The sequence below is a fragment of the Actinoplanes sp. NPDC004185 genome (assembly GCF_053603475.1).
The window spans coordinates 57,345-81,412 of the sequence record NZ_JBSGFR010000006.1 but is presented as its reverse complement, the minus strand read 5'-3'; the positions used below and the strand labels follow the sequence as shown (position 1 = coordinate 81,412).

Here is a 24,068-nt window from a genome sequence, read left to right as displayed (position 1 = left end):
TCCGCTGTGCGGATTTTCTACTGACGATCGGCTTATCGGGGCTCGCCTTCCGCCGGGCTGACCGCCTACTCTCCATCCGTCCGACCACCCCACCACCACCCTTGAACGGACTGAAGGCGTGACTTACGTCGAGACCCGGATGAGTGTCTGGGAAGCCCTGGCCGGACGTGCGCCGGGTGAGCCGCTCGGACCCGCCGACCCCGGTCTCTGGGGCGCGGTGGTCGACCGGCTCAACCCCGCGCGGGCCCGGCCGGTGCTGCGCGCCGGGATCGAGGCAGTCGAGCTGACCAGCGTGCGCGGCTCGGCGTACGTGATGCTCCGCTCGCCCGACGACGGTGGCCGGGCCTGCTATCTGCGGCTGACCCCGGACGAGTGGCAGCTCGCGCAGATGATGGACGGCACCCACACGGTGGCCCGTCTCGTCGCCGAGTTCGCCCGTCTGGCCGGCCGGCTCGCCCCCGACCAGGTCCGCCGGGTGGTGGCCGACCTGGCCGGCAACCGGATGCTCGACGAGCTGCCGGTGGACGCGTTCCGCCCGTTGCAGGAGCTCGAGCGCCAGCCGCTGCCCCGGCGGGTCGGCAGTGGCGTGCTGGCGGCGGCGCGTGGCCGCCGGATGCTGGTCTTCGACATCGACCGGGTGATCACGGCGCTCTACCGGGCCGGCGGCCGGTTCCTGTTCACCAAGGTCGCGGCGATCGTCATGGCCGTCTTCGCGGTGGCCGGGCTCGGCCTGTTCGTCGCCACCTGGTGGCGGGGCAGCCAGGCGGTCTTCCTGTCCGGCGGCTCCTACCTGCTCGGCGCGGTCGTCCTGCTGCTGCTCAACCTGCTGGCGCTGGCCAGTCACGAGCTCGGGCACGCGCTGGCCACCAAACACGCCGGGCGGGAAGTGCCCGCGGCCGGCGTGCTCGTGTATTTCGGCATCCCCTCGGTCTTCGTCGACACCACCGACGTGTGGATGGCCGGGCGCCGGGCCCGGATGCTGGTCACCGCGGCCGGTCCGGCCACCGGCCTGGTGCTCGCCGGGTCGATGCAGCTCATCGGGCTGGCCGTGCCCGCGCTCGGGCCGCTGGCCTTCAAGCTGGCCTTCGCCTGGTATCTCAACGTGCTGTTCAACCTGAACCCGCTGCTGGCGCTCGACGGCTACTACCTGCTGATGGACTGGCTGGAGATCCCCAACCTGCGCGGCCGCGGCCTGGCCTGGGTGTCCGGCCGGCTGCGGGGGCGCCCGCCGGCGTGGGCCGGGCTGGACCGCGAGGGCCGCATCGTCGCCCTGTACGGCGTGCTGGCGCTGCTGTGGGTGGCGATCGCGGCCAACCTGGCCTACCGGATCTGGGCCGACCGGGTCTCCGGGCTGGTCACCGGTCTGTGGCACGGCGGCTTCGCCGCGAAGCTGTTGCTGATCCTGGTCGTGGCCGGGCTCTGTGCCCCGCTGATCTACCTCGCCGTGGGCCGGCTGGCCCGCTCGTGGCGGCTGCTGCGCGAGCGTTCCGCCGAGAAGCGCCGCGAGGCCGACGCCCCCCGTCGGCTGGCCGCCCTGCGCGCCTCCGACCTGGGCGGACTGCCGGAGCACGCGCTGGCCGGCCTGGCCGCCCGCGCCCGCTGGATCCGCCCGCACTCCGGCACCCAGCTCGTCGTCGCCGGCACCACCCAGCAGGCCGTGTACGTCGTGGTCGACGGCGCGGTGCAGGCCCGCAAGCCCGGCGACCCCGGCGGCACGATCCGGCACCACGTCGGCGCCGGTGGCGTGGTCGGGCTGGCCAACGCCCTCACCGGCCGGGCCACGTCGCTGGACTGGCACACGGCCGGCACGACGCTGCTCGCCGTGCCCACCGCCACCGTCGCCACGGTCGTCGGTCCGCTGCCCGGCCCACCGCCGGCCGACCGGGCCGAGGCCGAGGCGTTGTTCGCCGACACTCCGGCGCTGGCCGGGCTGGCCGGGGACGAGCGGCTCGCGCTGATCGCCTCCGCGCACCCGGTGGATCTCGAGCCCGGCGCGCCGGTGGTCCTGCAGGGGCCGACCCACGCGGTGGTCGTGGAGTCCGGCGTCATCGCCATGCCCGACGGCGTCGAGCTGCGCCGGGGCACGCTGGTCGGCCCGGTCGGCGACGGCATCCCGGGGATGGTCGCGCAGGCCCGCACCCCCGTACGCCTCTGGGTGATCCCGGACGCCTCCGACCTGCCGCCGCTGGTCGGCACGCCCGGCTCCACGGCGGGCGGCCCGGCCGGCAGCGGGCCGGCCGCCGAGGGCGTGCACTCCGCCGGCGTCTACCCGCCGCTGGCCGTGCCGCCCGGTCCGCCGGACGGCACCGAGGACCCCGAGGTGGACCGCCGCTTCGAGCGCCGGATGTGGTGGCTCGTCCTGCTGCTGCTCCTGCTGTCGCTGCTGCTGACCGTGGTCAACTTCGCGCCCGGCCCGGCCTGGGCGGAGATGCCCACCGACCGCGCGTTGCTCACTTCGGACCGGGGCACGATCGTCGCGACCGTCGACGGCCGCAACGTGCGGCTCGACGAGGGCGACCGACGCTACCTGGACGAGGGCGACCGGATCATCGTCCCCGCCGGGACCACCGGCCGGCTGACGTTCCAGGGCGGCTCGGCCACCCTGTTCTGCGCCGGCTCCCAGGCCCAGGTCGGCAAGCTCTACACCGACGCCGGACGGCAGCGGGTGCCGCACGGTGTCCTCGCGCTGGAGGCCGGCCGCCTGCTCGCCGACACGGCCAGCACCAGCGGCGCCTACCAGGCGCTCTCCCTGAACGTCTCCCGGCCCGGCGGTCTGGTCACCAACAACGGCGCCTCCTGGTACGCGGTCGAGCCCGACGGCCTGATCGCCGCCACCGGCCGGGTCTTCGTGGACGGCACCCTCACCCCGGCCACCGGTACGGATCTGAGCTGCGGTGACGGCGTCAAGGTGGAGCCGCCGGCCGGTTCGCCGAGCCCGTCGCCCAGTGACGAGCCGCTGCCCTCCGACCTGCCCAGCGAGGTCACCCCGTCGCTGACGCCGACCTCGGCCCCGCCGACCGAGGCGACGACCGTGCCGCAGCCGACCGCCGACCCGGTCGACCCGATCACGCCGGACGATCCGGACCCGACCACCACCCGGCCGACGACCCGGCCCACGACGCGACCCACGACCACGCCGCCGCGCACGCCCCGGCCGACCACGCCGGTGCCGACGACCACCACGCCGCGGCCGAGTCAGACCACGACGACGCCGCCCACGACGCCGCCCACGTCGGACCCGACCACCACTCCGCCCGAACCACCTATCGGCTGACGAGGGGAAACACACGTGCTCTGCTGGTTCTGTGCCAAGGCGGCCCGGGGGACCTGCCGGTTCTGCGGCCGGGGCGTCTGCGAGGACCATGCCCGCTTCGGGCCGTACCTCCTTCAGGTGAGCCGGTCGGCCCAGCGGGACCGGGCCGAGGCCCTGGTGGTCGAGGACGCCGTCCAGTGCGGCACCTGCCGGCCCAGGCCACAGCCGGTGCCGATGCCGGAACTCGACTGAGCGGCGCGGCCGGTCCGCGGAGACTGGCCACCTCGCCGATGGCGGCGGCTGGACGCGGACTCCTACCGTGAGCGCCATGAGTGACTTCGACGAGGTGCTGGAGCGGCTGCTGACCGACCCGTCGTTCCAGGCCCAGCTCGCCGCTGACCCGGCGGGCGCCCTGGTCGGCTACGTCCTGGACGCCGAGGAGGCCGACCTGCTGCGCCAGCAGGTCAGCACCGATGCGGGCGCGCACACGGCGGTCGTGGAGGACCGGGTCACCAAGTCGAGCACGTTCGGGCTGTTCTCCTCGTTCGGCCTCGGTGACGTGGCCGGCTCGGTCGGGCACGGCCTGGTCGACCAGGGTGCCGCTGCCCCGGGAACGGTCAGCCAGGGGCTGGGGGCGGCCGCCACGGACGGTTCGGCCGGGCTCGGCGAGTGGTCGGAGTTCGGCAGCGCCACCGGGACAGCCACGGAGGGTTTCGGCTCGGCCCCGGAGGCCTGGGGGACCGGTGGCATGTCCGCCCAGTCCGGGCTGGGCACGGCGCCGGAGTTCGCCGCGCGGTCCGGCTTCGGCTCGGCGCCGGGTCCCGACCTGGACGGTCTCCCGGCGGTCTCGGCCCTCGGTGACGCCCCGCGCAGCGGTCTCGGTGAGTCCGGCTCGGCGCACAGCGGACTGGGGGAGCCCGAGCACCTGGCCCCGCCGAAGGGCTACCACAACCGGGTCGACGCCGACGGCGACGGTCACCTCGACAAGGCGACCTACCGGGGTCGTGAGGGCGGCGGCGCGGAGATCCGCGTCGATCTTGACGGTGACGGGCAGGCCGACTTCATCGGCGTCGACAAGGACCTGGACAACCGGGTCGATTTCGCCGACTACGACAAGGACCACGACGGCGTCTTCGAGAAGCGGATGTTCGACGACGACGGCGACGGTTTCCTCGACCGGACAGTCCTGCCCTAGCCCTTCCGCGGCAGCCGGGTCGGCAAAGCTCTGGCATTGATGGTCACCGAAGCCGCACCATGGGTGCATGGTGGCGATCGCCGCACGCGGCCTCACGAAGACCTTCGACGATGTCGTCGCGGTGGACAGCGTCGACCTGGAGATAACCCCCGGCGAGTTCCTGGTGGTCCTCGGGCCGACCGGCTGCGGGAAGTCGACTCTGCTGCGGCTGCTGGCCGGGTTCGAGGAGCCGACCGGGGGCACGGTGACCTTCGACGGCGTGCCGGTGGCCGAGATCGGTCCCCGCGAGCGGGACATCGCGATGGTGTTCCAGAACTACGCCCTCTACCCGCACCTGACGGTCGCCCAGAACATCGGCTTCCCGCTGCGCGCGACCGCGGCCCCGGCCGAGGACATCGGGGCCCGGGTCGCCGACGTGGCCCGCAGCGTGGGGGTCGCGGACCTGCTCAGCCGCTATCCCGAGCACCTGTCCGGCGGTCAGCGCCAGCGCGTCGCGATGGCCCGGGCGCTGGTCCGCAAGCCCGCGGTGTTCCTGCTCGACGAGCCTCTCTCCAACGTGGACGCGGGGGCCCGGGCGGCGCTGCGTGGTGAGATCGTGGCACTGGCCCGCCGCCTGGCGGTGACCACGATCTACGTGACGCACGACCAGACCGAGGCGATGAGCATGGCCGACCGGATCGCGGTGCTGCGCCTGGGCGTGCTCCAGCAGGTCGGCCCGCCGATCGACGTGTACGCGGACCCGGACACCCTGTTCGTGGCGGCGTTCCTCGGCATGCCCCGCACCAGCCTGCTCGAGGCGGCCGTGTACGCCCAGGACGGCGCGGTGGTGCTCGACCTGGGCTCGCAGGTGCTGGAGCTGCCGGCGGGGGATCCGCGTACTGCGCGGCTGGCCGAGCACCACACCGAGCGGGTCACTCTTGCGTTGCGGGCGCTGCCGTTGCGGGAGCACGACATGTCGGTGCGGGGCACGGTGTGCGCGGTGGAGAACCTGGGCCACGAGTTGCTGGCCCACGTCGACGTCGGTGGGGTGCCGAGCGTCCGGCTGGACGCGCCGGCGGCACCGTCGCGGTCGGTCGCCGCGAGCACGCCGTACGGGTTCTATCCCGCGTACGACCTGGTCGACGCGCCGCCGACGGGTGAGGTGATGGTCCGGGTGCCGGTGCCCCGGCAGGTGCGGGTGGGCGAGGAGCTGGAGGTCGGGATCGGTCTGACGGACCTGCTGCTCTTCGATCGGACCGGGTTGCGGATCCGGTTCGACCAGGCGTGAAAAAAACGTTCACTGGACAGGAACAGTTAACAGTCCTAATAATTGGCCAACTGTCGATACACCGACGTGGAGGCCACCCCCCATGCGCCGTTCACTCATCCTCGCCGTCACCGCTGCCCTGGCGGCCACCGGCTCCGCCGTCTACATAGCCTCGTCCGCGAGCGCTGCCGCCGCCTGTGCCCCGGCGTGGAGCTCCTCGGCGGTGTACGTCAAGGACAACTCCGTCTCGTACCAGGCCAAGAACTACACCGCGAAATGGTGGACGCAGGGCGAGGTGCCCACGGCCAGCGGCGAGTGGGGTGTCTGGGCCGACAAGGGCGCCTGCGGTGGCACCACGCCCCCGCCGACGACCCCGCCCCCGACCACCACCCCGCCGCCCACCACCCCACCCCCGACGACGCCACCCCCGACCACCCCGCCCCCGACCACCCCGCCGCCGGTCTCCGGGCTGCCCAAGCACGCGCTGATCGGCTACCTGCACTCGAGCTTCGCCAACGGATCCGGCTACCTGCGGATGGCCGACGTCCCCGCCGACTGGGACATCATCAACCTGGCCTTCGGCGAGCCGACCAGCGCCACCTCCGGCGACATCCGCTTCACCCTCTGCCCGGCGGCCGAGTGCCCCGGCGTGGAGAGCGAGGCGGACTTCATCAGCGCGATCCGGGCCAAGCGCACGGCCGGCAAGAAGGTGCTGCTGTCCATCGGCGGCGCGAACGGCCAGGTCCAGCTCACCACGACCGCGGCCCGGGACAAGTTCGTCAGCTCGGTCAGCGCCATCATCGACAAGTACGGCCTGGACGGCGTCGACATCGACTTCGAAGGCCACTCGCTGTCGCTGAACACCGGTGACACCGACTTCAAGAACCCGACGACGCCGGTCATCGTCAACCTGATCGCCGCGCTGAAGTCCCTGAAGGCCCGCTACGGCGCGAACTTCGTGCTGACCATGGCCCCGGAGACGTTCTTCGTGCAGCTCGGCTACCAGTACTACGGTTCCGGGCCGTGGGGCGGGCAGGACCCGCGCGCGGGCTCGTACCTGCCGGTGATCTACGCGATGCGCAACGACCTGACCGTGCTGCACGTGCAGGACTACAACAGCGGCTCGATCATGGGCCTGGACAACCAGTACCACAGCATGGGCGGGGCCGACTTCCACATCGCGATGACCGACATGATGCTGGCCGGCTTCCCGGTGGCGGGCAACACGGCCAACATGTTCCCCGCCCTGCGCGAGGACCAGGTCGCCTTCGGTGCACCGTCATCGGTCAGCGCGGGCAACGGCTACGTCGCCCCCGCGGGGGTCCAGCAGGCGGTCACCTGCCTGGTCAAGGGCAGCAACTGCGGCGGGTACGCGGTCCGCAGCGGCACCAACCCGAACTTCCGCGGCCTGATGACCTGGTCGATCAACTGGGACAAGTTCTACAACTGGGAGTTCCGTACCAACCACGAGGGCTTCCTCAACGGGCTGGGCTGATCTCGCCGGGGGCCGGGGCGGTGGTCAGATCCTTGATCGCCGCCCCGCTTCACGCGATGGCGTCGTGGACCGCGACGCGATGCGTGTCGGGGTTGGACCAGGACCAGTTGGGGTGGGCGCGGTTGGTCAGCAGCACCACGACCGTCTTGCGGGCCGGGCTGACCAGCAGCGAGGTGCCGGTGAAGCCGGTGTGGCCGTAGGTCGTCGGGGTCGCGAGCTTGCCCATGAACCAGGGCTGGTTCAGCTCGAAGCCCAGCCCGTGGTCGGCGCTGCGGCCGGGGCGGTCGGCGTCGATGGCTTTCTTGCCCTTGTTGACGTTGGTCAGGGCGGTCTTGAGGATGTCGGCCGAGAGCAGGCGCTCGCCGTTGTAGCTGCCGCCGTTGAGCAGCAGCCGGCCGATGACGGCGACGTCCTCGACCGTGCCGAAGATGCCGGCGTGCCCGGCCACGCCGCCGAGGTGGTTACAGACGTCGTCGTGGACGGTGCCGCGGAGCAGGCCCCGGGACGAGCGGGCGTCGGTGGCGACGAGCCGGTTCTTGTCGCTGACCCATTTCAAGGGCTGGAAGCCGGTGTCCTTGAGGCCGAGCGGGGTGAGCAGGTTGTCGCGCAGGGCCTTGTCGAGGCTCTTGCCGGTGAGCTTCTCGACCAGGCGGCCGAGCACCATCAGCCCGACGCTGGAGTAGCGGAAGGTGGTGCCGGGCACGCCGCCCTTGACCAGCGGGGTGGTGAGCACGGCTGCCCAGCGGGCGGCGTTGTCCGGCAGGCCGGTGACTTTCGCGCCGACCGGCAGGGCACTGGTGTGGGCCAGCAGCATCGCGATGGTGATCGCGGCTTTGCCGGTGCCGGTGAACTCGGGCAGGTAGGTGCGCAGTGGAGCGTTCAAGTCGATCTTGCCCTGGTCGGCCAACTGGAGGACGAGCAGAGCGGTGTAGACCTTGGTCAGGGAGGCCAGGTCGAAGATCGAGTCGGGCTTCATGGCGACGCGTTCGCTCGCGGGCAGCTCGACCGGGCCGGCTTTGTAGCGTAAGGCGTCTCCGACGGCGGTGTGCAGGGTGGTCCTGCCGTCGACCATGACCAGCGCGACGGCGCCGGCGTAGCCGGGGTGCTTCGGGTTGTCCGGGGTCGGCTTCAGGTATTTCGTCAGGGCGTACTGCACGCGGACCGCGTACGGCGCCGCGGCGCGGGTGGGCGCGGGCGTGATCGCCGACGGGGCGACGGAGACTTGATCGGCCACGGGAACCGTGGCCGGGCCCGGCTCGTTCCAGCTCGGTCCCTGCCTGGCGCACCCGGTGAGCGTGGCCGCGGCGGCGGCCAGCCCACCGCCCAGCAGGGACCGGCGACGAATATCCACGACGACGATGATGGCACGCCCGCGCCGCGCGCATGTACCCCGCGCGTGATTCCCGCGGTCTTGCGAGCACGTAGATGTCATCGGCGGGAGCGACGGCCAGTGCCATGCAACCAGGCACGACATCGCCTTGATCTTGCCTTTGAACTGCTTGATCTTGCCCTTCGATCTGATCACCTCCCCCGCTACCCTGGGCCGATGAACACCCCGGTCGCTTTTGTCCTCGGGGGCGGTGGCGTGCTCGGCGCCGTGCAGGTGGGCATGCTGCGCGCCCTCTTCCGGGCGGGCTACCGGCCCGACGTCGTCGTCGGCACCTCCATCGGCGCGGTCAACGGCGCGCTGGTCGCCGCCGACCCCACCGAGGCGGTCACCGAGCGCCTGGTCCGGCTCTGGTCGTCGCCCGAGGCCGCCGAGGTGTACGGCGACTCGCTCGCCCGTCAGCTCCGCCGCTTCGCCGCCCGCACCCATCTGCACTCGCCGCTGCCCTTGCGCCGCCTACTCACCGGTGAGCTGGGTGAGCAGTCCACCTTCGCCGACCTCAAGGTGCCGTTCCGGTGCTGCGCGGCCAGCATCGAACGCGCGGCCGAGCACTGGTTCGACAGCGGTCCGCTGGTCGACGCCGTGCTGGCCTCGTCGTCGGTGCCCGGGCTGCTGCCGCCGATGGAGATCGACGGGGAGCACTTCGTCGACGGCGGCATCGTCAACTCGATCCCGATCGGTGAGGCCGTCCGGGTCGGCGCCAAGCAGATCTTCGTGTTGCAGGTCGGGCGGATCGAGCGGCCGCTGGTGGTGCCGAAACGGCCGTGGGAGGTGGCCCAGGTGGCGTTCGAGATCGCCCGGCGGCACCGCTTCGCCCGCGATGTTGCATCGCTGCCCGACGATGTACGGGTGCATGTCTTGCCGACCGGCGGTGGCGACAGCCGCGACGACTCGCCGTGGGCGTACCGCGACATGGCGGCCGCGGGTCGCCGGATCAGCCGCGCCTACACCGCCTCCCGCCGTTATCTCGCGGCCAACGTGACTCCCGCCTCGGCCGACGGTTCGTGATGCTGCCACCTGTCTGGGTCCGCCGGCTGATCATCGCCCCGGCCGTGGTCGTGCTGTCCGTCGCGCTGCTGGCCACGCTGCCGGTGTGGCTGCTCCTGGCCCTGGCCGCCTCGCCGCTGGTGCCCGGGCATCTGCGGGTGCCCCGGCTGGTGTTCCTCGCCATCGCCTACCTGGTCTGGGACGCGGCCGCGCTGGTGTGCCTGGCCGCGCTGTGGCTGGCGTCGGGTTTCGGGTGGAAGATCCGCAACCCCGCCTTCCAGCGCGCCCACTACGTGCTCACCGGCTGGTTCCTCGACGTGCTGTTCTGGGTGGCCCGCTGGTCGCTGCACCTGAGCATCGACGTGGTGGGCACCGACCCGGACACCGGGATGCCGGGACGTCCGGAGGTCGTGGTCAGCCGGCACGCCGGGCCGGGCGACTCGTTCGTCCTCATCCACGGCCTGGTCAACTGGTTCGACCGGGAGCCGCGGATCGTGCTCAAGGCGACCCTGCAGTGGGACCCGGCGGTCGACATCCTGCTCAACCGCCTGCCGAACAGGTTCATCTCGCCCGGCCACACCCGTACGGCCTCGCTGGAGCAGGAGATCAGCGACCTGGCGACCGGGCTGGACGACAACGACGCGTTCGTGATCTTCCCGGAGGGCGGCAACTTCACCCCGCGCCGGCGCACCAAGGCGATCGCGTTCCTGCGGGCCAAAGGCATGGAGGACATGGCGGTCAAAGCCGAGGGGCTGCGCCACGTGCTGCCACCCAAGCCGGGCGGGCTGTTCACCGCGATCGACGCCGCCCCGGACGCCGGGGTCATCTTCGTGGCGCACACCGGGCTGGACCGGATGATCACCATCCGGGACCTGTGGCGCGAGTTGCCGATGGACAAGCAGCTGGTCATGCGGTTCTGGAGCGTGCCGCCGGAGGAGGTGCCGGCCGGCGAGGAGGAGCGGGTGGCCTGGCTCTACGACTGGTGGGCCCGCATCGACGCCTGGATCGAGGAGAACCGGCCGCGGCCGCGTCCGCTGGGCACCGACTGGTCCGCCCGGCGCACACCCGCCGCCTGAGCGCAGCGAAAAGGCCCGGACGCAGCAGCGTCCGGGCCTCCTCGTCGATCAGGTTCGATCAGCCACCCAGGCTCTTGTAGAGGCTGTCCGGCGCCTCGGTGGTCTCCGCGGCGGCCGGCTTCTGCGCCTCGACCTTGGTGCCGTAGTCGGTGTAGAGCACCTCGAGCGGCTGGGCCTGCTGGCCGTTGACCGCCGGCAGCTGGATCGTCAGCGCCGACAGCCGGCCCTGCTCGTCCAGGCCCGCGGTGAACGGCACCTTCTGGGCCTGCGCGCCCCAGGTCTTGACCAGCGTCTGGTCCACGCCCGCCACGCCGGCGGCCTTGGTCAGATCGAGCGTGCCCTTGTAGCTGCGGGCGTCGACCTGCTGCACGTCGGTGGTCGAGGTGAGCAGCTGGGCCGTGTTGGCCGGGTCGATCTGGCCCGGGCGCAGGCCCACGTTGGCGCCCTCGGGCAGCCGGGACACGTCCACGTGGGTCCAGGTGTTGCCCTTGGTGACCCCCGGGACCTTGACGTAGAGGTCCTGGCCGACCAGCAGGGTCTGCACCTTGACCTCGGTGTTGGGCCCGGTGACGGTGAGGTCGGCGGTGCCGGTGCCGTTCGGGGCGTCCATCAGGCCGGTCAGCTTGAGGCCGGGACCGGAGGTCATGGTGACCTTGAAACTGTTCGTGCCCAGCGTGGCGGTGGCTGTGGCCAGCGCGGCGGCGGCGGTCGCGTCGGGGCTGGCCGCGACGGCGGACGCGCTGGGAGCGTCCGTCACCGGGGCGCTGGCGCCGGGGGTGCCGTCGCCGTCAGCCGTGCAGCCGGTCATCGCGAAAGCGACCGCGGCCATTGATGCGAGGCCGAGTCCGGCGAGTCGTGGCGTCCGCATGTCGGTCCTTCCTTGCCCTGCCGCGCGTCCGGGGGTGACGAACGGTCGGGGGGTGGATTGCCCGATGGGACCGAAGCGCAAACGGACCCCGGGCCGGGCCGGAGCACACCGGCCCGGCCCGGGGACGCGTCAGTTGTTGAGCATGCCGGCGAGCTGCGACGGGAGCTCCTGGACCTGACCGGCGGGCGGTGCCGCGACCGAGACCTTGGTCCCGAAGTCCGAGTACGTCGTCTTGACCTTGCCGCCACCCGGCAGGGCCCCGGCGCCGGACGAGGCGCCCAGCCCGCTCATGTCCAGCGTCAGCTCGACGAGCCGGCCCTGGTCGTCGGTCTTGGCCGTGAACGGCACCAGCGTGTTGCCGCCGAGCGCCTTCAGGGCGTCCTTCTTGTTGTACGTCGGCGACTTGGCCAGGTCGAGCGAGCCCCGGTAGCCGTTCGCCCCGGCCCGCTCGACCTTGGTCATCGCGGCGACCATGGCCTTGGTGCCGGCCGGGTCGTCCGGGGACATCACGTTGAAACTGCTGCCCGCGGGGAGCTTCGCCGCGTCGACGTGCATCCACTCCTTGCTGCTCTGGCCGCCGAGCATCTGGCCCACCGCGCCGCCGAACTTCATGAAGACGTCGGTGCCGACCTTGCGCAGCTCGATCTTGTTGCCGTCGCCCAGCGCGCCCATGTCCATGGTCATCCGGGCGTTGCCGGCCTTCGGGTCCGCCTCGCCGGAGGCGGTGATCGCGCCGACCATCTCCATCTCGAAACGCAGGCTCTGCTCGCCCAGCTTCTGCGCCGCGGCGGCCAGCTCGGCGGCCGGCTTCGCCTGCTCGGCGACCGCGCCCGTGCTGCTGCCCGGCTGGGCCACGCTGTCGGCGGGACCGCAGCCGGTGAGCCCGAGAGCGGCGACCAGAGCGAGACCAGCGATCGCCGGTCGTCGATTCCTCATGGGTTTCCTCCCCGTTGTGCCCGCCCCGGTCTCATCCGGCTGCGGGCGTCAAGTCGGCGCTCACGTTAGCGAACGGGTGCGACATCCTCGTCCGAGGCGTCCTGGCCGGGGGGCGCGCGGGCATTAAGGTTGTCTCATGGCTGACCTGCTCGACGCCGATTCCGTACGCAGTGCCGTGGCCGTCCTCGACGGCTGGGAAGGCGGGACGGAGGCGATCGTACGCACCGTGGGCCTACGCAGCTTCCCAGCGGCGATCGCCGTCGTCGACCGGGTCGCGAAGGTCGCCGAGGAGATGGACCACCACCCGGACATCGACATCCGATGGCGCACGCTGACGTTCCGCTGTGTCACGCATGCGGCGGGTGGGGTCACCACGCGTGACATCGCCCTGGCCAACCGCATCGACCGGATCCTCGCCGACGCCTCCTGAGCGCCCCTGATTGGCCGCCCGCGGGCCCCAGACGGCATGATGGCCGGAGGTAGCCGCACGCGCACGTACAGGGAGGCCCCGTGAGATTCGAGGTCAGCAAGGTCCTCGACGCGATCGAGGCCCGGCTCACCACCGACCCGGCCCTGGCCCGCGCCGTGGTCGACCTGTCGGAGATCGTGCGGTACGCCGATCTCGACGGCGGCCGCCCGGCCAGCATGCTGCGCCTCGGCCTGGTCATCGACGCGCTCGGCCGGCACGTCTCGGAGGAGAACGTCCCGGTCTACGCGGTGGTGCCAAGGGGCCTGCTCTCCGACGCGGACCTGACCTCCAACGAGCGCATGGTGGTCCGCCGGTGGGCCGACGACGGCGTGGTCGAGGTCGTCCCGCAGCTCGACGACCGGGTGCTCGAGGTGGCCGAGCTGCTGGGCCTGCCCGTGCTGACCCGCACCCGCGCCGAGCAGTTCCGGGACCGCCGGCCGTGGGTCGAGGAGCCGGGCCGGCTGCTCGCCGCGGTGCCGGGCGCCGGTGGCCCGGTGCTGGTGGCGAGGATCGGTCGCGGGGAGGTGCCGGCGGTCGCCGAGCCGTCCCCGATGGGCGCGAAGCTGCTGGCCCGGGTGTGGAGCTGTCCCGAGTCGAACTGCAACGCGTACGGCTCCGGTGGCGACCCGGACAGCCCGTTCGCCGACATGCGCAAGACCACCGCCCCGGTCGCGCAGCCGCCGCCGTCGCTGCGGTCCGGCGCGCCGACCTGCCCGCGGCACGGCACCCGGCTGCGGGACGCGGGCCCGCGCCCGGCGGTCGAGGTGCTGTCGGTGCGCATCGACGGCGTGGTGCGCCAGCGGTTCGTGGTCTCGACCGACAAGCCGGTCGTGGTCGGGCGTGCGCCCGAGGGCGGCGGCGTGATGCTGGGCCAGTGGCTGACCGACGACGCCCGGAAGTGGATCAGCCGTGGTCACGTGCGGCTGGCGCTGAACGGCGGCGAGCTCACCGCCCAGGACGTCAGCACCAACGGCACGGGCATCCGCCCGGGCGGCTCACTGGACGACGACGACCGGATCACGCTGGCTCGCGACGAGACCCGCACCCTGGCGGCGAACGACGTGGTGGAGCTGTACGCGGGCGTGAACGTGGGCCGCGCCAAGCTGTGGGCGACCGGTGGTGTGACGCAGCCGTCGTCGGTCATGGCCGAGGCCCCGACGATGGCGATCCGCAAGTTCGAACGCTGAGGGGAGGCGGACTCCCGCCTCCCCGTCACGCTCAGGCCAGGATCGCGGCCAGCTGCGCCACCGCGTGCTCCAGGTCCTCCTCGGTGACCACCAGGGGCGGGGCCAGCCGGATCGTCGAACCGTGGGTGTCCTTGGCCAGCACACCGCGCTCGGCCAGCCGCTCCACAGCCTGCCGGCCGGTCATCAGCGCCGGGTCGATGTCCACCCCGGCCCACAGCCCGCGGCCACGGACCGCCAGCACGCCGTGGCCGACCAGAGCCGCGAGCCGTTCGTGCAGCAGCGCGCCCAGCCGCTCCGAGCGCTCCTGGAACTCGCCGGTGGCGAGCAGCCGGACCACCTCGGCGCCGACCGCGCAGGCCAGCGGGTTGCCGCCGAACGTCGAGCCGTGCTCGCCCGGCTTGAGCACACCGAGCACGTCCCGGTTGGCCGCCACGGCCGACACGGGCACGATGCCACCGCCGAGCGCCTTGCCCAGCAGGTACATGTCCGGCACGACCCCTTCGTGCTCGATCGCGAAGGTCTTACCGGTGCGGCCGAGACCGGACTGGATCTCGTCGGCGATGAAGAGCACGTTGTGGTCGTCGCAGAGCGAACGGACGCCGGCGAAGTAGCCCTCGCCCGGGATCAGCACCCCGGCCTCGCCCTGGATCGGCTCGAGCAGCACGGCGACGGTGTTCGGGGTGATCGCGTCGGCCAGCGCCGCCAGGTCGCCGTACGGCACGATCTTGAAACCGGGGGTGTACGGCCCGAAGTCGTCCCGCGCGTCCGGATCGGTGGAGAAGCTGATGATCGTCGTGGTGCGCCCGTGGAAGTTGCCGTCCGCGACGATGATCTCGGCCTGACCGTCCGGCACGCCCTTGACCTGGTAGCCCCACTTGCGGGCGACCTTGATGCCGGTCTCCACGGCCTCGGCGCCGGTGTTCATCGGCAGCACCAGGTCCTTGCCGCAGAGCTCGGCCAGCCCGTGACAGAAGTCGGCGAACTGGTCGTGCACGAACGCCCGGCTGGTCAGCGTGAGGCGGTCGAGCTGGGCGTGCGCGGCGGCGATCAGGCCGGGGTGCCGGTGACCGAAGTTCAGCGCCGAATAGCCGGCGAGGAAGTCCAGGTAGCGGCGGCCGTCGACGTCGGTGACCCAGGCGCCCTCGGCGTCGGCGATCACCACGGGCAGCGGGTGGTAGTTGTGGGCGGTCCAGCGCTCGGCGTCGGCCAGGGCGGCGGGTGTCCGCAGGTCCAGATCAGTCACGGGTACGAACCTCCAGGGTGCAGCACTTCGGGCCGCCGCCGGCCTTGCGCAGCTCGGAGACGTCGACCCCGACGGTGGCGTAGCCCCGCTCCCGTAGTGCGGCGGTGAGCGCGGTGGCCTGCACCGGCAACACCACGGTACGGCCGTCGCTGACCGCGTTGAGACCGAGCACCTCGGCGTCGGCCGGGGTGGCGATGACCGCGTCCGGGAACAGCCGGCGCAGCACGGCCTGCGAGCCGGGGGAGAAGGCCGACGGCAGGTAGGCGATGTTCCGCTCGTCCAGCACGCACAGGGCGGTGTCGAGGTGGTAGTAGGCCGGGTCGACCAGCTGCAGCGTGATCACCGGGCGGCCGAAGACCTCCTGGGTCTGCGCGTGCGCGGCGTGCGAGGTCCGGAAGCCGGTGCCGGCCAGCAGCACCTCGCCGGCGAGCAGGATGTCACCCTCGCCCTCGTTGGTGTGCTTGGAGTCGAAGACCTCGAAGCCGTTGCCGGCGAACCAGGCGGCGTACGCCGGGGCCTCGTCGGCCCGCTCGGCGTCGCGGAACTGCACGGCGAGCACCTTGCCGTCGACCACGGTGGCGCCGTTCGCGGCGAAGACCATGTCGGGCAGGCCGGGCAGCGGCTCGATCAGCTCGACGGTGTGGCCGAGGTCGAGGAACGTCTGCCGCAGGTTCTCCCACTGGCTGACGGCCAGAGCGTTGTCGTACGGCGCCGTCGGGTCCATCCACGGATTGATCCGGTACGTGACCGCGAAGTGGGTCGGCCGGCACATGAGATAGCGGCGCGGGGTGGCGGTGGGCGTCATGACGGCAACGCTATGCGCGAAGTGCCTGCGTACGCCCCGGAACAACCATGCGCGCGGCGGCTGATCGTTGCGTGATCAGGGGTCGGCGCGGAGATTCGTTGCACATGCGTCGGGGGCGGCGAACCGCCGCCCCCGCACAACGATGCGGTCCCGTCCCGAAGCGGCCGAGGTGATCGTCCGTTCGCGAATGTTTCCGCGCTGTCCGGCGCACCGCCGGATGATTCGGGGCGGGACGGCTGGTGACCGTCCCGGTTCCGAGATGCACCGGCGGCGCATCGCCGCCGGTGAATGTCTTATACCCGTCAGAAGCGGTCGATAAACTGTGCGTCAAGCCACTCGCGGACGCTGGTGACCGGCTGCATGTCGGTGCCGAGCCAGGAGAGCGAGCCGGTGAGGGCCAGCACGCCGACCACGATCGCGCCCAGCGACAGGATCATGCCGATCAGAGCATCGGTCTTGCCGGCGATGTGCCGGTTGCCGGTGGCGTGGATGCCGCTCAGCGACAGGATGAGGCCCAGCACGGCCAGGCCGATGCCATAGCCGAGCAACGGGCCGGAGAGCACGAGCAGGGCGGCCACGACGCTGACGATCAGGCCCAGGGTGGCGAGCAGGCTGGCCCGCGGCTTCGGCCCGGCGACGACCGGCGGCTGCTCGATGGTCTTCTCATCGCCCCGGTCGAAGCGGTCGCCCCGGTCGGTGTGGGCGGCGACCGGGCGGGGAGCCTGCAGGTCGCGGCTCTTCAGGTCGTCGCGGGTCTTCGGCTCGTGGCCGACGGCCTGCTGGTTGACCAGCGTGTCCTCGTCGGCGGGCCGGCGGCGCTCGACCACGGGCGGCGCGGCGGGCGGCGGTGTCACGCTGGCGTCGGTGCGCGGACGCACCGGAGTAGTGGCGCTGGTCGCGCCGGCCGGACGCGCTTCGGTCTCGGCGGTGGTGTCGGACTGGCGCGAGAACGTCGGAAGTCTCATCGTCAGCACCTCCTTCAACCTTCGGGGATGCCCCTCGCTATACCCCGATGGCCGGACCGCGACACAAACACGGCGGCGGCGGGCGCCGGCAGAGCCGGTCACCCGCCGCCGGAAACGCGTCAGACCAGGGCGGACGTCGCGTTGACGTCGGTCGCCTTGGAGATCACGTGGTCGACGATCCCGTAGTCCTTCGCCTCCTGGGCGGTGAACCAGCGGTCCCGGTCGGAGTCGCGGCCGATCTCCTCCGGGGTGTGCCCGGTGTGGAAGGCGATCCGCTCGTTCATGACCGACTTGATGTGCAGCATGCTCTCGGCCTGGATGGCGATGTCGGCCGCGGTGCCGCCGATGCCGCCGGACAGCTGGTGCATCATCACCCGGGCGTGCGGCAGGGCGTACCGCTTGCCGGCGGTGCCGGCGCAGAGCAGGAACTGACCCATCGAGGCCGCCATGCCCATGGCGATCGTGGCCACGTCGTTCTTGATGTACTGCATCGTGTCGTAGACGGCCATACCCGCGCTGATGGAACCACCCGGCGAGTTGATGTACAGGGCGATGTCCTTCTCGCTGTCGGCCGAGGCGAGCAGCAGCATCTGCGCGCAGATCCGGTTGGTCACCTCGTCGTTGACCTCGCTGCCGAGGAAGATGATGCGCTCCCGGAGCAGCCGCTCGAAGACCTGGTCGTCAAAGGATGCGCCACCCGCCCGCATCGCGATCTCGTCATTCCTCATCGCTGTCATGGACCCACCCTCTCGCACCAGCCGGGAGCGTTGTGCACCCACCCGGCATTCGACCTTTACCACCTTCCCCGGTAACGGGCGCCCAGCCCAGCAATTCTCCTGAGGGCGAAAGCCCGGTTACTGTTCGACGGTGCCAGAGGGACACACCATTCATCGCCTCGCCGCGCGGCATCGGGCGCTGTTCGCCGGTCAGGTCGTCCGGGTGGCCAGCCCGCAGGGGCGGTTCGCCGCCGGGGCCGCGCTGCTGGACGGGCGCACGCTGGTCGACACCGAGGCGTACGGCAAACACCTGTTGCACCACTTCGACGACGAGTCGACCATGCACATTCATCTCGGGCTCTACGGGAAGTTCGCCGACGGTGACCTGCCCGCGCCGGCGCCTGTCGGGCAGGTGCGGCTGACCATGACCGGTGCCCGGCACTGGCTGGAGCTGCGCGGTCCGACCGCCTGCGAGGTGCTCGACCCGGTGCAGGTCGCGGCGTTGCGGGCCCGGCTCGGGCCGGATCCGTTGCGCGACGACGCCGAGCCGCGGCTGGCGTACGCCCGGGTGGTGGCCAGCGGCAAGCCGGTGTTCGCGCTGCTGCTCGACCAGACGGTGGTGGCCGGGTGCGGCCTCATCTACGCCAACGAGGTGCTGTTCCGGGCCGGGCTCGCGCCGACCACGCCGGGGCGGGACGTCAGCGCGCAGTGCTGGGCCGAGCTCTGGGACGACCTGCGGGCCCTGATGAAGGAGGGGGTCGTGCGGGGGCGGATCGACACAGTCCACACCGCCCACACGCCGGAGGCGATGCGGCGGGCGCCGCGGGTGGACCGGCACGGCGGTGAGGTCTATGTCTATCGCCGTACGGGTCAGGCGTGCCTGGTCTGCGGCACCGCGGTCACCCGGGGGCCGATGGCCGGGCGGAATCTCTACTGGTGCCCGGTCTGCCAGCCGTCAGAGTGAGGACGCCGGGCCGGTGGCCGCCGCGGTGGGGGCCGGCGGCTGGTCCGGGATGCCGAGCTGGAAATTCTCGGTCAGCCAGGGCAGCAGCTGCTCGTACGCCAGGATGGTGTCCGGCTGGTTGAAGTCGTGCGACAGCACGATCGCGCCCGGCCGGGTGTCCTTCTGCACGCCCTTGACGATCTTGTCGACGTGGGTGGCGTCGTCCTCCTGCTCGGCGTGCTCCCAGTCGCGGGGGTCGACCTCCCAGTAGAGCGAGGTCATGCCGTCCGCGTACGCCGTCTGGACCAGCGCGTCGGTGAAGTTGCCGCCCGGGGCGCGGAAGAACGGGATCTTCGCACCCGGCACCGCGGCCTGGATCGCCTCGTTGGTGCGGCGCAGATCGTCCTGGATCTTCTCCGGCCGCTTCTTGCCGATGGTCAGGCTGTGGTCCCAGGTGTGGTTGCACAACGTGTGGCCGGCGGCGGCGATCTGCTGAACGATCTCCGGATGCCGCCGCACCTGGCTGCCGACCAGGCAGAACGTGGCCTTGACCTGGTACTTCGCCAGCAGTTCGAGGATCTTCGGGGTCTGCACCGGGTCGGGGCCGTCGTCGAAGGTGAGCGCGACGGTGGCCGAGCCGGTCGTGCGCAGCGACTTGGCCGGGCCGGCGCCCTCGGGCACGAGGATCGCGGGTGCCGGGCTGGTGGCGGCGGCCGAGGGCGTCGCGGGGCCGGAAGGCTTGGCGGCGGGCTTGCCCGGCGTGGTCGCGGTGGGCTCGGCGGCCGCGGTGGGCTCCTCGCCGGGCTTCTGCTGCGGGGTCTTGTCCTTCTTCTTCGCCGGTGCCTTGGTCGAGGTGGCGACCGCGTGGTCGGCGGCGTTCACCGGGTTGACCGCGGGGTCGCCGCTCTGCTGGATCGGCACGATCAGCAGGAGGCCGACCGCCACCAGGGCGGCGAGCAGGGCCTGCTGCCGGCGCCGGCCGATGAGCAGCCAGGACTCGATCGGCAGGGTGCCGGGGGCGCGGTGGCTGCCGGTGACGGGCGGGCGGCCGGAGTCGGCGAGCGCCCAGCCGCGGACCGCTTCGGCCGCGTCGCGGACGACCGGCAGCGGGCGGACGGTGATGGCGAGCGGGTCGGCCGCCTTCGCGTGCTTGCCGCGGGACGGGCCGCCGGCGGCGGTCGCCCGCCGGGTCCGCGTGCTGGTGCGCCGGTCGTCCCGGTTGCGGCGGGGGGCCAGGTCGAGGGAGGTACGGCGACCGCCGGCCACCCGGGTCGTCGTCGGGGGACGCAGCACCGTGGGGTCGGCCAGTGACTCGGGGCGCCGGTGCCGTCCGTTGGCGGTCTCGCCGTCGAGGACCTGGACGTGCGGGAAGCCGCCGGTCGTCGCGGTCAGCGCGCCGCCACTGCGGGCGCGCGCCACCGGCTGGGCCGCGTGCCGCGGTCCGTTCTCCGGCGCCGTACGAGGTGAGGGGAGCGACGGCATTCGTCATGCCTACCGGTTTACAAGATCAAAGACGATACCGCTTTCGTGATCATTGCGTGACCGCAAGTGATCGTACCTGCTCACAGCTTTGCGCGCAGAGCGGATTGATGACGACACATCGGACGATAAGCATCAGCCCGCTGCGTGCACGGCGTCCGTCGCCTTGCGCGCGGCGATCAGCACGGGATCCCACACCGGGGAGAACGGCGGCGCGTAGCTGAGATCAAGGGCCGTCATCTCCTCGACGGTCATCCTGTTCCAGACCGCGATCGCCAGTGAGTCGATGCGCTTGGCCGCCTCCTCGCGGCCCACGATCTGCGCGCCGAGCAGCATGCCGGTCCGCTTCTCGGCGATCAGCTTCACCGCCATCGTGCTGGCCCCGGGGTAGTACCCGGCCCGGCTGGTCGACTCGACCGTGGCCGTGACGAACGCGAAGCCGGCCGCGCCGGCCTCCTTCTCCGTCAGCCCGGTCCGGGCCACCTCCAGCTCGCACACCTTGGTCACCCCGGTGCCGATCACGCCCGGGAACGTGGCATAGCCGCCGCCGATGTTGATGCCCGCCACCCGGCCCTGCTTGTTGGCATGGGTGCCCAGCGGCACGTGCACCGGCTGGCCGCTGACCCGGTGCACGGTCTGCACGCAGTCGCCGGCCGCCCAGATCCGGTCCAGGTGTCCCTGCGGCCCGATGACCCGCATCCGCAGATCGGTGCGCAGCCCGCCGGTCACTCCGACCGGGATGCCCGACCGCACGGCGAGTGCCGTGTTCGGGCGTACCCCCAGGCCCAGCACCACGATGTCGGCCGGAAGCGTCCCCTCGGGGGTGACGACCGCGGAGATCCGGCCGTCGGTGGTCTCCAGACCCTGCACGTGGGTCCGGGTGCGCACCTCGATGCCCAGCCCGCGGATGGCCTCGCCGACCCGTTCGCCCATGTCCGGGTCGACCGTGGCCATCGGCTGCGCCGACTTCTCCAGCAGCGTCACCGCCAGGCCGCGCCGGACCATCGCCTCGGCCATCTCCACGCCCACGTAACCGCCGCCGATCACGACCGCGGTGCGTGGCTGCGGCTCGCGGTCCAGCCAGGCGTGGATGGCTGCGCCGTCGTCCAGCGTCTGCACGCCGAAGACGCCCTCGCCGTCGATCCGGGCCCAATCCGGCGTCACCGGCACCGCGCCGGTCGCGTACACCAGATGGTCGTAGCTCTCCCGCCGTTCGCCGCCGCCTTCCAGGTCCCGGGCCACGACCTCGCGGGCGGCCAGATCGATGCCGACCACCTCGTGGCGGGTGTGCACGCTGATGCCGACGTCACGGAACTCCTGCGGCGTACGCGCGACCAGCGCGTCGCGGTCCTTGACCGCACCGCCGATCCAGTACGGGATCCCGCACGCCGAGTACGACGTGAAGTGCCCCCGCTCGAACGCGACGATCTCCAACTCGTCCGGCCCCAGCCGCTTGCGGGCCTGCGACGCCGCGGACATCCCGGCCGCGTCCCCGCCGACGACGACGAGTTTCACCGCTCGCCCCGGGTGGTGGCCGCGAGCCAGTCCACGACGCCCGCGACCGACCCGCCCTGGGCCAGCAACGCCCGCTGCCGGGCCGCGCCGGTGCCGTGCGCGCGCAGCCGTCCCATCAGGACAGTGGTCATCTCCAGGTCGCCGTGGCGTTCGAGCTCCGGGCGTACGTAGTCGAAGAGCTGGCGCATCAGTTTCCAGGCCGGCCGCGGCTCCCGGGTGGCCATGTCGATGTTCAGGCCTTCCAGCCCGTCGTGCGCGGCCCGCCAGTGTGCGGCCATCAGCAGCGGGTGCGGCACGTTCGGCGCCTTCTTGCCGTCCTCGACCTCCCGCAGCAGGGTGGCGACCAGCGCGCGGGCGAGCGCCGCCAGCAGCATCGCGTCGTCCGGGGTGGGGCAGACGTCGCCCATCCGGATCTCCACGGTCGGGTAGTTCGCCGACAGCCGGGCGTACCAGTAGAGCATTCCCTCGTCGAGCATCGCGCCGCTAGCGACCAGGTCGGAGATCATCGTCTCGTACTGCTCGTAAGACTCCAGGTACGGCGTCGGGCCCACCGTGGGCCAGCGCTCCCAGAGCATCGAGCGCCAGCTCGCGTACCCGGTGTCGCGGCCGTCGAAGAACGGCGAGTTCGCCGTCGCGGCCTGGAAGATCGGCAGCCAGGGCCGCAGGTGGTTGAGCACCTGCACACCGGTCTCCGGGTCGGGGACGCTGACGTGCACATGCATGCCGTTGAGGCCGCCGCCGGGGGAGAGGTCGCCGAAGCGCTCGCGCATCCGGTGGTACCGAGGTTTGTCGACGACCCGGGAGTGCTCCCCGGACGCGGGGCTCGCGCCGACCGCGACCAGCCGGGCGCCGGCGCGTCCGGCCGCGGCGGCCAGCCCGGACCGCAGCCGGGTCATCGACTCGGAGAGATCCCGCAGCTCCAGCTGAGGCGGACTCGCCGTCTCGATCTGGCTGCGCACGAACTCGTGCTGCACCGAGTCGCGGATGTCGTCGCCGAGGTGGTCGAACACCTCCTCGACGCGGTCGACCGCGCGGGGTTCGGTGGCGTCGACGAGCAGATACTCCTCCTCCACGCCGAGCGTGAGGAGTCCCTGGGCTTCCGCTTCGTCGGCCATCTCCTCGGAGATCGTTGTTGCCGTCGCCGCACTCTCCGAAGTTGCCATGACCGCAAATTACCCGGCTGGGGTCTCCGGAAAACGAAGGTTGCGCCGCGCGCGTAGCGTTCGAGGCATGCTGCTGCTGGGGTTCTGGGTGTTCGCCGCCCTGCAGAGCCCCGCCTCCGGGTCGTCCACCCAGCTGGTGCTGGGTCTGGCGACTGTCGCGGCCGCACTGCTGGTGGTGCTGGCGGCCGCCGCGGTGATCCCGGTGCCTTCCCTGCGTCCCGCCTCGGCCGGCGTCGGCCTGGCCGTGCGGGCCCTGCGCCGGCGGCTGCCCCGCCTGCTGGATCCCGACGCGGCCGGGCGGCCGCGTCCGCGAGCCCCGTCGGCGTGCCCGGCGGTCGTGCTCCCCGCGCGCTGACGCGCGCCCGGGCCGGCCGTCTCCGCGTCCTTACTTCCTTTCGGACCGCAGGGGTACGCCCATGTCCTTTTCCGCTGCGCTCGATGCCGTCGTCGGTGTCGCGCACTCCGCCCTCGAGGGTCTCGCCACCCTCCTGACCCCGGCCGCCGGCGGACTCTCCGCCGCGCTGGCCATCGTCCTGTTCACCGTCGCCGTCCGGCTGTTGATCAGCCCGCTCACCTGGTTGCAGGCCCGCTCGGCCCGGCGTGGCGCCGCGCTGGCGCCCGAGCTCGCAGCACTGCGGGAACGGCACCGCGACGATCCGATGCGGCTGGCCACCGAGACGCTCGCTCTGCAACGTGCCAACGGGGCCGGTCCGTTCGCGGCGATGCTGCCCGCGCTGGCCCAGGCGCCGTTCTTCATGCTGATGTTCCACCTGGTGCGGCCCGGTGCCGGCGCGCCCACCGGGGTGCTCGGCGGTCACCTGTTCGGCGTGCCGCTGACCGCGCACCTCGCGGCCGGCCTGCCGGTCTTCACCGTGCTGCTGGCGCTGGCCACCGCGCTGGCCTGGTGGTCCTCGCGCCGCACCCGGCGGTTGCAGCCGCCCCCGGCCGATCCGGCTCAGCCCGGTGCGCTGCTGCTGCCGCGGATCCTGTCCTGGTTGCCGTACCTGACGGTGGTGATGGTGGCCTGGCTGCCGCTGGCCGGTGGCCTCTATCTACTCACCTCGGCCGCCTGGACCGCGCTTGAGCAGGCGGTTTGGCGTCGTCCCGCACCGGTGGGCAATCGGTAGTCATGCATATTGA

At 72.2% G+C, this 24,068-nt stretch carries 22 protein-coding genes; 12 read left to right on the top strand and 10 right to left on the bottom strand.

Annotation, left to right across the window (positions count from 1 at the left end):
- The first annotated feature begins 118 nt into the window (after positions 1-118).
- From ACWEOZ_RS08235 to ACWEOZ_RS08215, 5 genes are all read left to right on the top strand, one after another.
- Entirely contained in the window at positions 119-3,274 is a 3,156-nt protein-coding gene (locus ACWEOZ_RS08235) for a cyclic nucleotide-binding protein (protein WP_451910036.1), read from the top strand.
- Between the two features lie 15 nt (positions 3,275-3,289).
- Positions 3,290-3,505, top strand: a complete 216-nt coding sequence (locus tag ACWEOZ_RS08230; protein ID WP_360821960.1) for a hypothetical protein — start codon at positions 3,290-3,292, stop codon at positions 3,503-3,505.
- A gap of 76 nt (positions 3,506-3,581) precedes the next feature.
- Positions 3,582-4,448 carry a hypothetical protein gene (locus ACWEOZ_RS08225; protein WP_451910035.1) on the top strand — a complete coding sequence of 289 codons (867 nt, stop codon included), beginning with the start codon at positions 3,582-3,584 and terminating at the stop codon, positions 4,446-4,448.
- 67 nt (positions 4,449-4,515) lie between these two features.
- Positions 4,516-5,715 carry an ABC transporter ATP-binding protein gene (locus ACWEOZ_RS08220; RefSeq protein WP_451910034.1) on the top strand — a complete coding sequence of 400 codons (1,200 nt, stop codon included), beginning with the start codon at positions 4,516-4,518 and terminating at the stop codon, positions 5,713-5,715.
- A gap of 82 nt (positions 5,716-5,797) precedes the next feature.
- Positions 5,798-7,189, top strand: coding sequence for a chitinase (locus ACWEOZ_RS08215; protein WP_451910033.1), 1,392 nt, complete (start codon positions 5,798-5,800; stop codon positions 7,187-7,189).
- 49 nt (positions 7,190-7,238) lie between these two features.
- Here ACWEOZ_RS08215 and ACWEOZ_RS08210 read toward each other — a convergent pair whose 3' ends face one another.
- Entirely contained in the window at positions 7,239-8,540 is a 1,302-nt protein-coding gene (locus ACWEOZ_RS08210) for a serine hydrolase domain-containing protein (RefSeq protein ID WP_451910032.1), read from the bottom strand.
- Between the two features lie 195 nt (positions 8,541-8,735).
- Between ACWEOZ_RS08210 and ACWEOZ_RS08205 the strand changes: the two genes are divergently transcribed.
- Both ACWEOZ_RS08205 and ACWEOZ_RS08200 read left to right on the top strand, forming a co-directional pair.
- Positions 8,736-9,584, top strand: coding sequence for a patatin-like phospholipase family protein (locus ACWEOZ_RS08205; protein ID WP_451910031.1), 849 nt, complete (start codon positions 8,736-8,738; stop codon positions 9,582-9,584).
- The gene (locus ACWEOZ_RS08200) at positions 9,581-10,639 is read left to right on the top strand and encodes a 1-acyl-sn-glycerol-3-phosphate acyltransferase (RefSeq protein WP_451910030.1); all 1,059 of its coding nucleotides are present in this window, start codon (positions 9,581-9,583) and stop codon (positions 10,637-10,639) included. Before ACWEOZ_RS08205 ends, ACWEOZ_RS08200 begins: the two co-directional genes overlap by 4 nt.
- 58 nt (positions 10,640-10,697) lie before the next feature.
- Here ACWEOZ_RS08200 and ACWEOZ_RS08195 read toward each other — a convergent pair whose 3' ends face one another.
- Both ACWEOZ_RS08195 and ACWEOZ_RS08190 read right to left on the bottom strand, forming a co-directional pair.
- On the bottom strand, positions 10,698-11,507 hold the full coding sequence (locus ACWEOZ_RS08195; protein ID WP_451910029.1) for a hypothetical protein: 810 nt from the start codon (positions 11,505-11,507) through the stop codon (positions 10,698-10,700).
- Positions 11,508-11,636: 129 nt separating this feature from the next.
- Positions 11,637-12,443 (bottom strand): hypothetical protein, encoded by an 807-nt coding sequence (locus ACWEOZ_RS08190; protein WP_451910028.1) that lies wholly within the window; start codon positions 12,441-12,443, stop codon positions 11,637-11,639.
- A gap of 136 nt (positions 12,444-12,579) precedes the next feature.
- Between ACWEOZ_RS08190 and ACWEOZ_RS08185 the strand changes: the two genes are divergently transcribed.
- Both ACWEOZ_RS08185 and ACWEOZ_RS08180 read left to right on the top strand, forming a co-directional pair.
- Positions 12,580-12,873, top strand: coding sequence for a 4a-hydroxytetrahydrobiopterin dehydratase (locus ACWEOZ_RS08185; RefSeq protein ID WP_451910027.1), 294 nt, complete (start codon positions 12,580-12,582; stop codon positions 12,871-12,873).
- Between the two features lie 80 nt (positions 12,874-12,953).
- Positions 12,954-14,099 (top strand): FHA domain-containing protein, encoded by a 1,146-nt coding sequence (locus tag ACWEOZ_RS08180; RefSeq protein ID WP_451910026.1) that lies wholly within the window; start codon positions 12,954-12,956, stop codon positions 14,097-14,099.
- 31 nt (positions 14,100-14,130) lie between these two features.
- Here ACWEOZ_RS08180 and rocD read toward each other — a convergent pair whose 3' ends face one another.
- From rocD to ACWEOZ_RS08160, 4 genes are all read right to left on the bottom strand, one after another.
- Positions 14,131-15,342 (bottom strand): ornithine--oxo-acid transaminase, encoded by a 1,212-nt coding sequence (rocD, locus tag ACWEOZ_RS08175; RefSeq protein ID WP_451910025.1) that lies wholly within the window; start codon positions 15,340-15,342, stop codon positions 14,131-14,133.
- The gene (ddaH, locus tag ACWEOZ_RS08170; RefSeq protein ID WP_451910024.1) at positions 15,335-16,147 is read right to left on the bottom strand and encodes a dimethylargininase; all 813 of its coding nucleotides are present in this window, start codon (positions 16,145-16,147) and stop codon (positions 15,335-15,337) included. Before ddaH ends, rocD begins: the two co-directional genes overlap by 8 nt.
- 302 nt (positions 16,148-16,449) lie before the next feature.
- The gene (locus tag ACWEOZ_RS08165) at positions 16,450-17,112 is read right to left on the bottom strand and encodes a hypothetical protein (RefSeq protein ID WP_451910023.1); all 663 of its coding nucleotides are present in this window, start codon (positions 17,110-17,112) and stop codon (positions 16,450-16,452) included.
- A gap of 119 nt (positions 17,113-17,231) precedes the next feature.
- Complete coding sequence (locus ACWEOZ_RS08160; RefSeq protein ID WP_451910175.1) at positions 17,232-17,840, bottom strand: ATP-dependent Clp protease proteolytic subunit; 609 nt, start codon at positions 17,838-17,840, stop codon at positions 17,232-17,234.
- 139 nt (positions 17,841-17,979) lie between these two features.
- On the opposite strand from ACWEOZ_RS08160, the gene ACWEOZ_RS08155 reads away from it, so the two are divergent.
- A complete protein-coding gene (locus ACWEOZ_RS08155) occupies positions 17,980-18,792 on the top strand; it encodes an Fpg/Nei family DNA glycosylase (protein WP_451910022.1) in 813 nt (270 codons plus the stop codon).
- Here ACWEOZ_RS08155 and ACWEOZ_RS08150 read toward each other — a convergent pair.
- From ACWEOZ_RS08150 to ACWEOZ_RS08140, 3 genes are all read right to left on the bottom strand, one after another.
- The gene (locus ACWEOZ_RS08150; protein ID WP_451910021.1) at positions 18,784-20,253 is read right to left on the bottom strand and encodes a polysaccharide deacetylase family protein; all 1,470 of its coding nucleotides are present in this window, start codon (positions 20,251-20,253) and stop codon (positions 18,784-18,786) included. The two genes, ACWEOZ_RS08155 and ACWEOZ_RS08150, sit on opposite strands and share 9 nt — an antisense overlap.
- A gap of 132 nt (positions 20,254-20,385) precedes the next feature.
- Entirely contained in the window at positions 20,386-21,765 is a 1,380-nt protein-coding gene (locus ACWEOZ_RS08145; RefSeq protein ID WP_451910020.1) for an FAD-dependent oxidoreductase, read from the bottom strand.
- Complete coding sequence (locus ACWEOZ_RS08140; RefSeq protein ID WP_451910019.1) at positions 21,762-22,928, bottom strand: carboxylate-amine ligase; 1,167 nt, start codon at positions 22,926-22,928, stop codon at positions 21,762-21,764. Before ACWEOZ_RS08140 ends, ACWEOZ_RS08145 begins: the two co-directional genes overlap by 4 nt.
- A gap of 67 nt (positions 22,929-22,995) precedes the next feature.
- On the opposite strand from ACWEOZ_RS08140, the gene ACWEOZ_RS08135 reads away from it, so the two are divergent.
- Positions 22,996-23,283 (top strand): DUF6412 domain-containing protein, encoded by a 288-nt coding sequence (locus tag ACWEOZ_RS08135; protein WP_451910018.1) that lies wholly within the window; start codon positions 22,996-22,998, stop codon positions 23,281-23,283.
- Between the two features lie 61 nt (positions 23,284-23,344).
- The gene (yidC, locus tag ACWEOZ_RS08130; protein ID WP_451910017.1) at positions 23,345-24,055 is read left to right on the top strand and encodes a membrane protein insertase YidC; all 711 of its coding nucleotides are present in this window, start codon (positions 23,345-23,347) and stop codon (positions 24,053-24,055) included.
- Positions 24,056-24,068 lie beyond the last annotated feature (13 nt).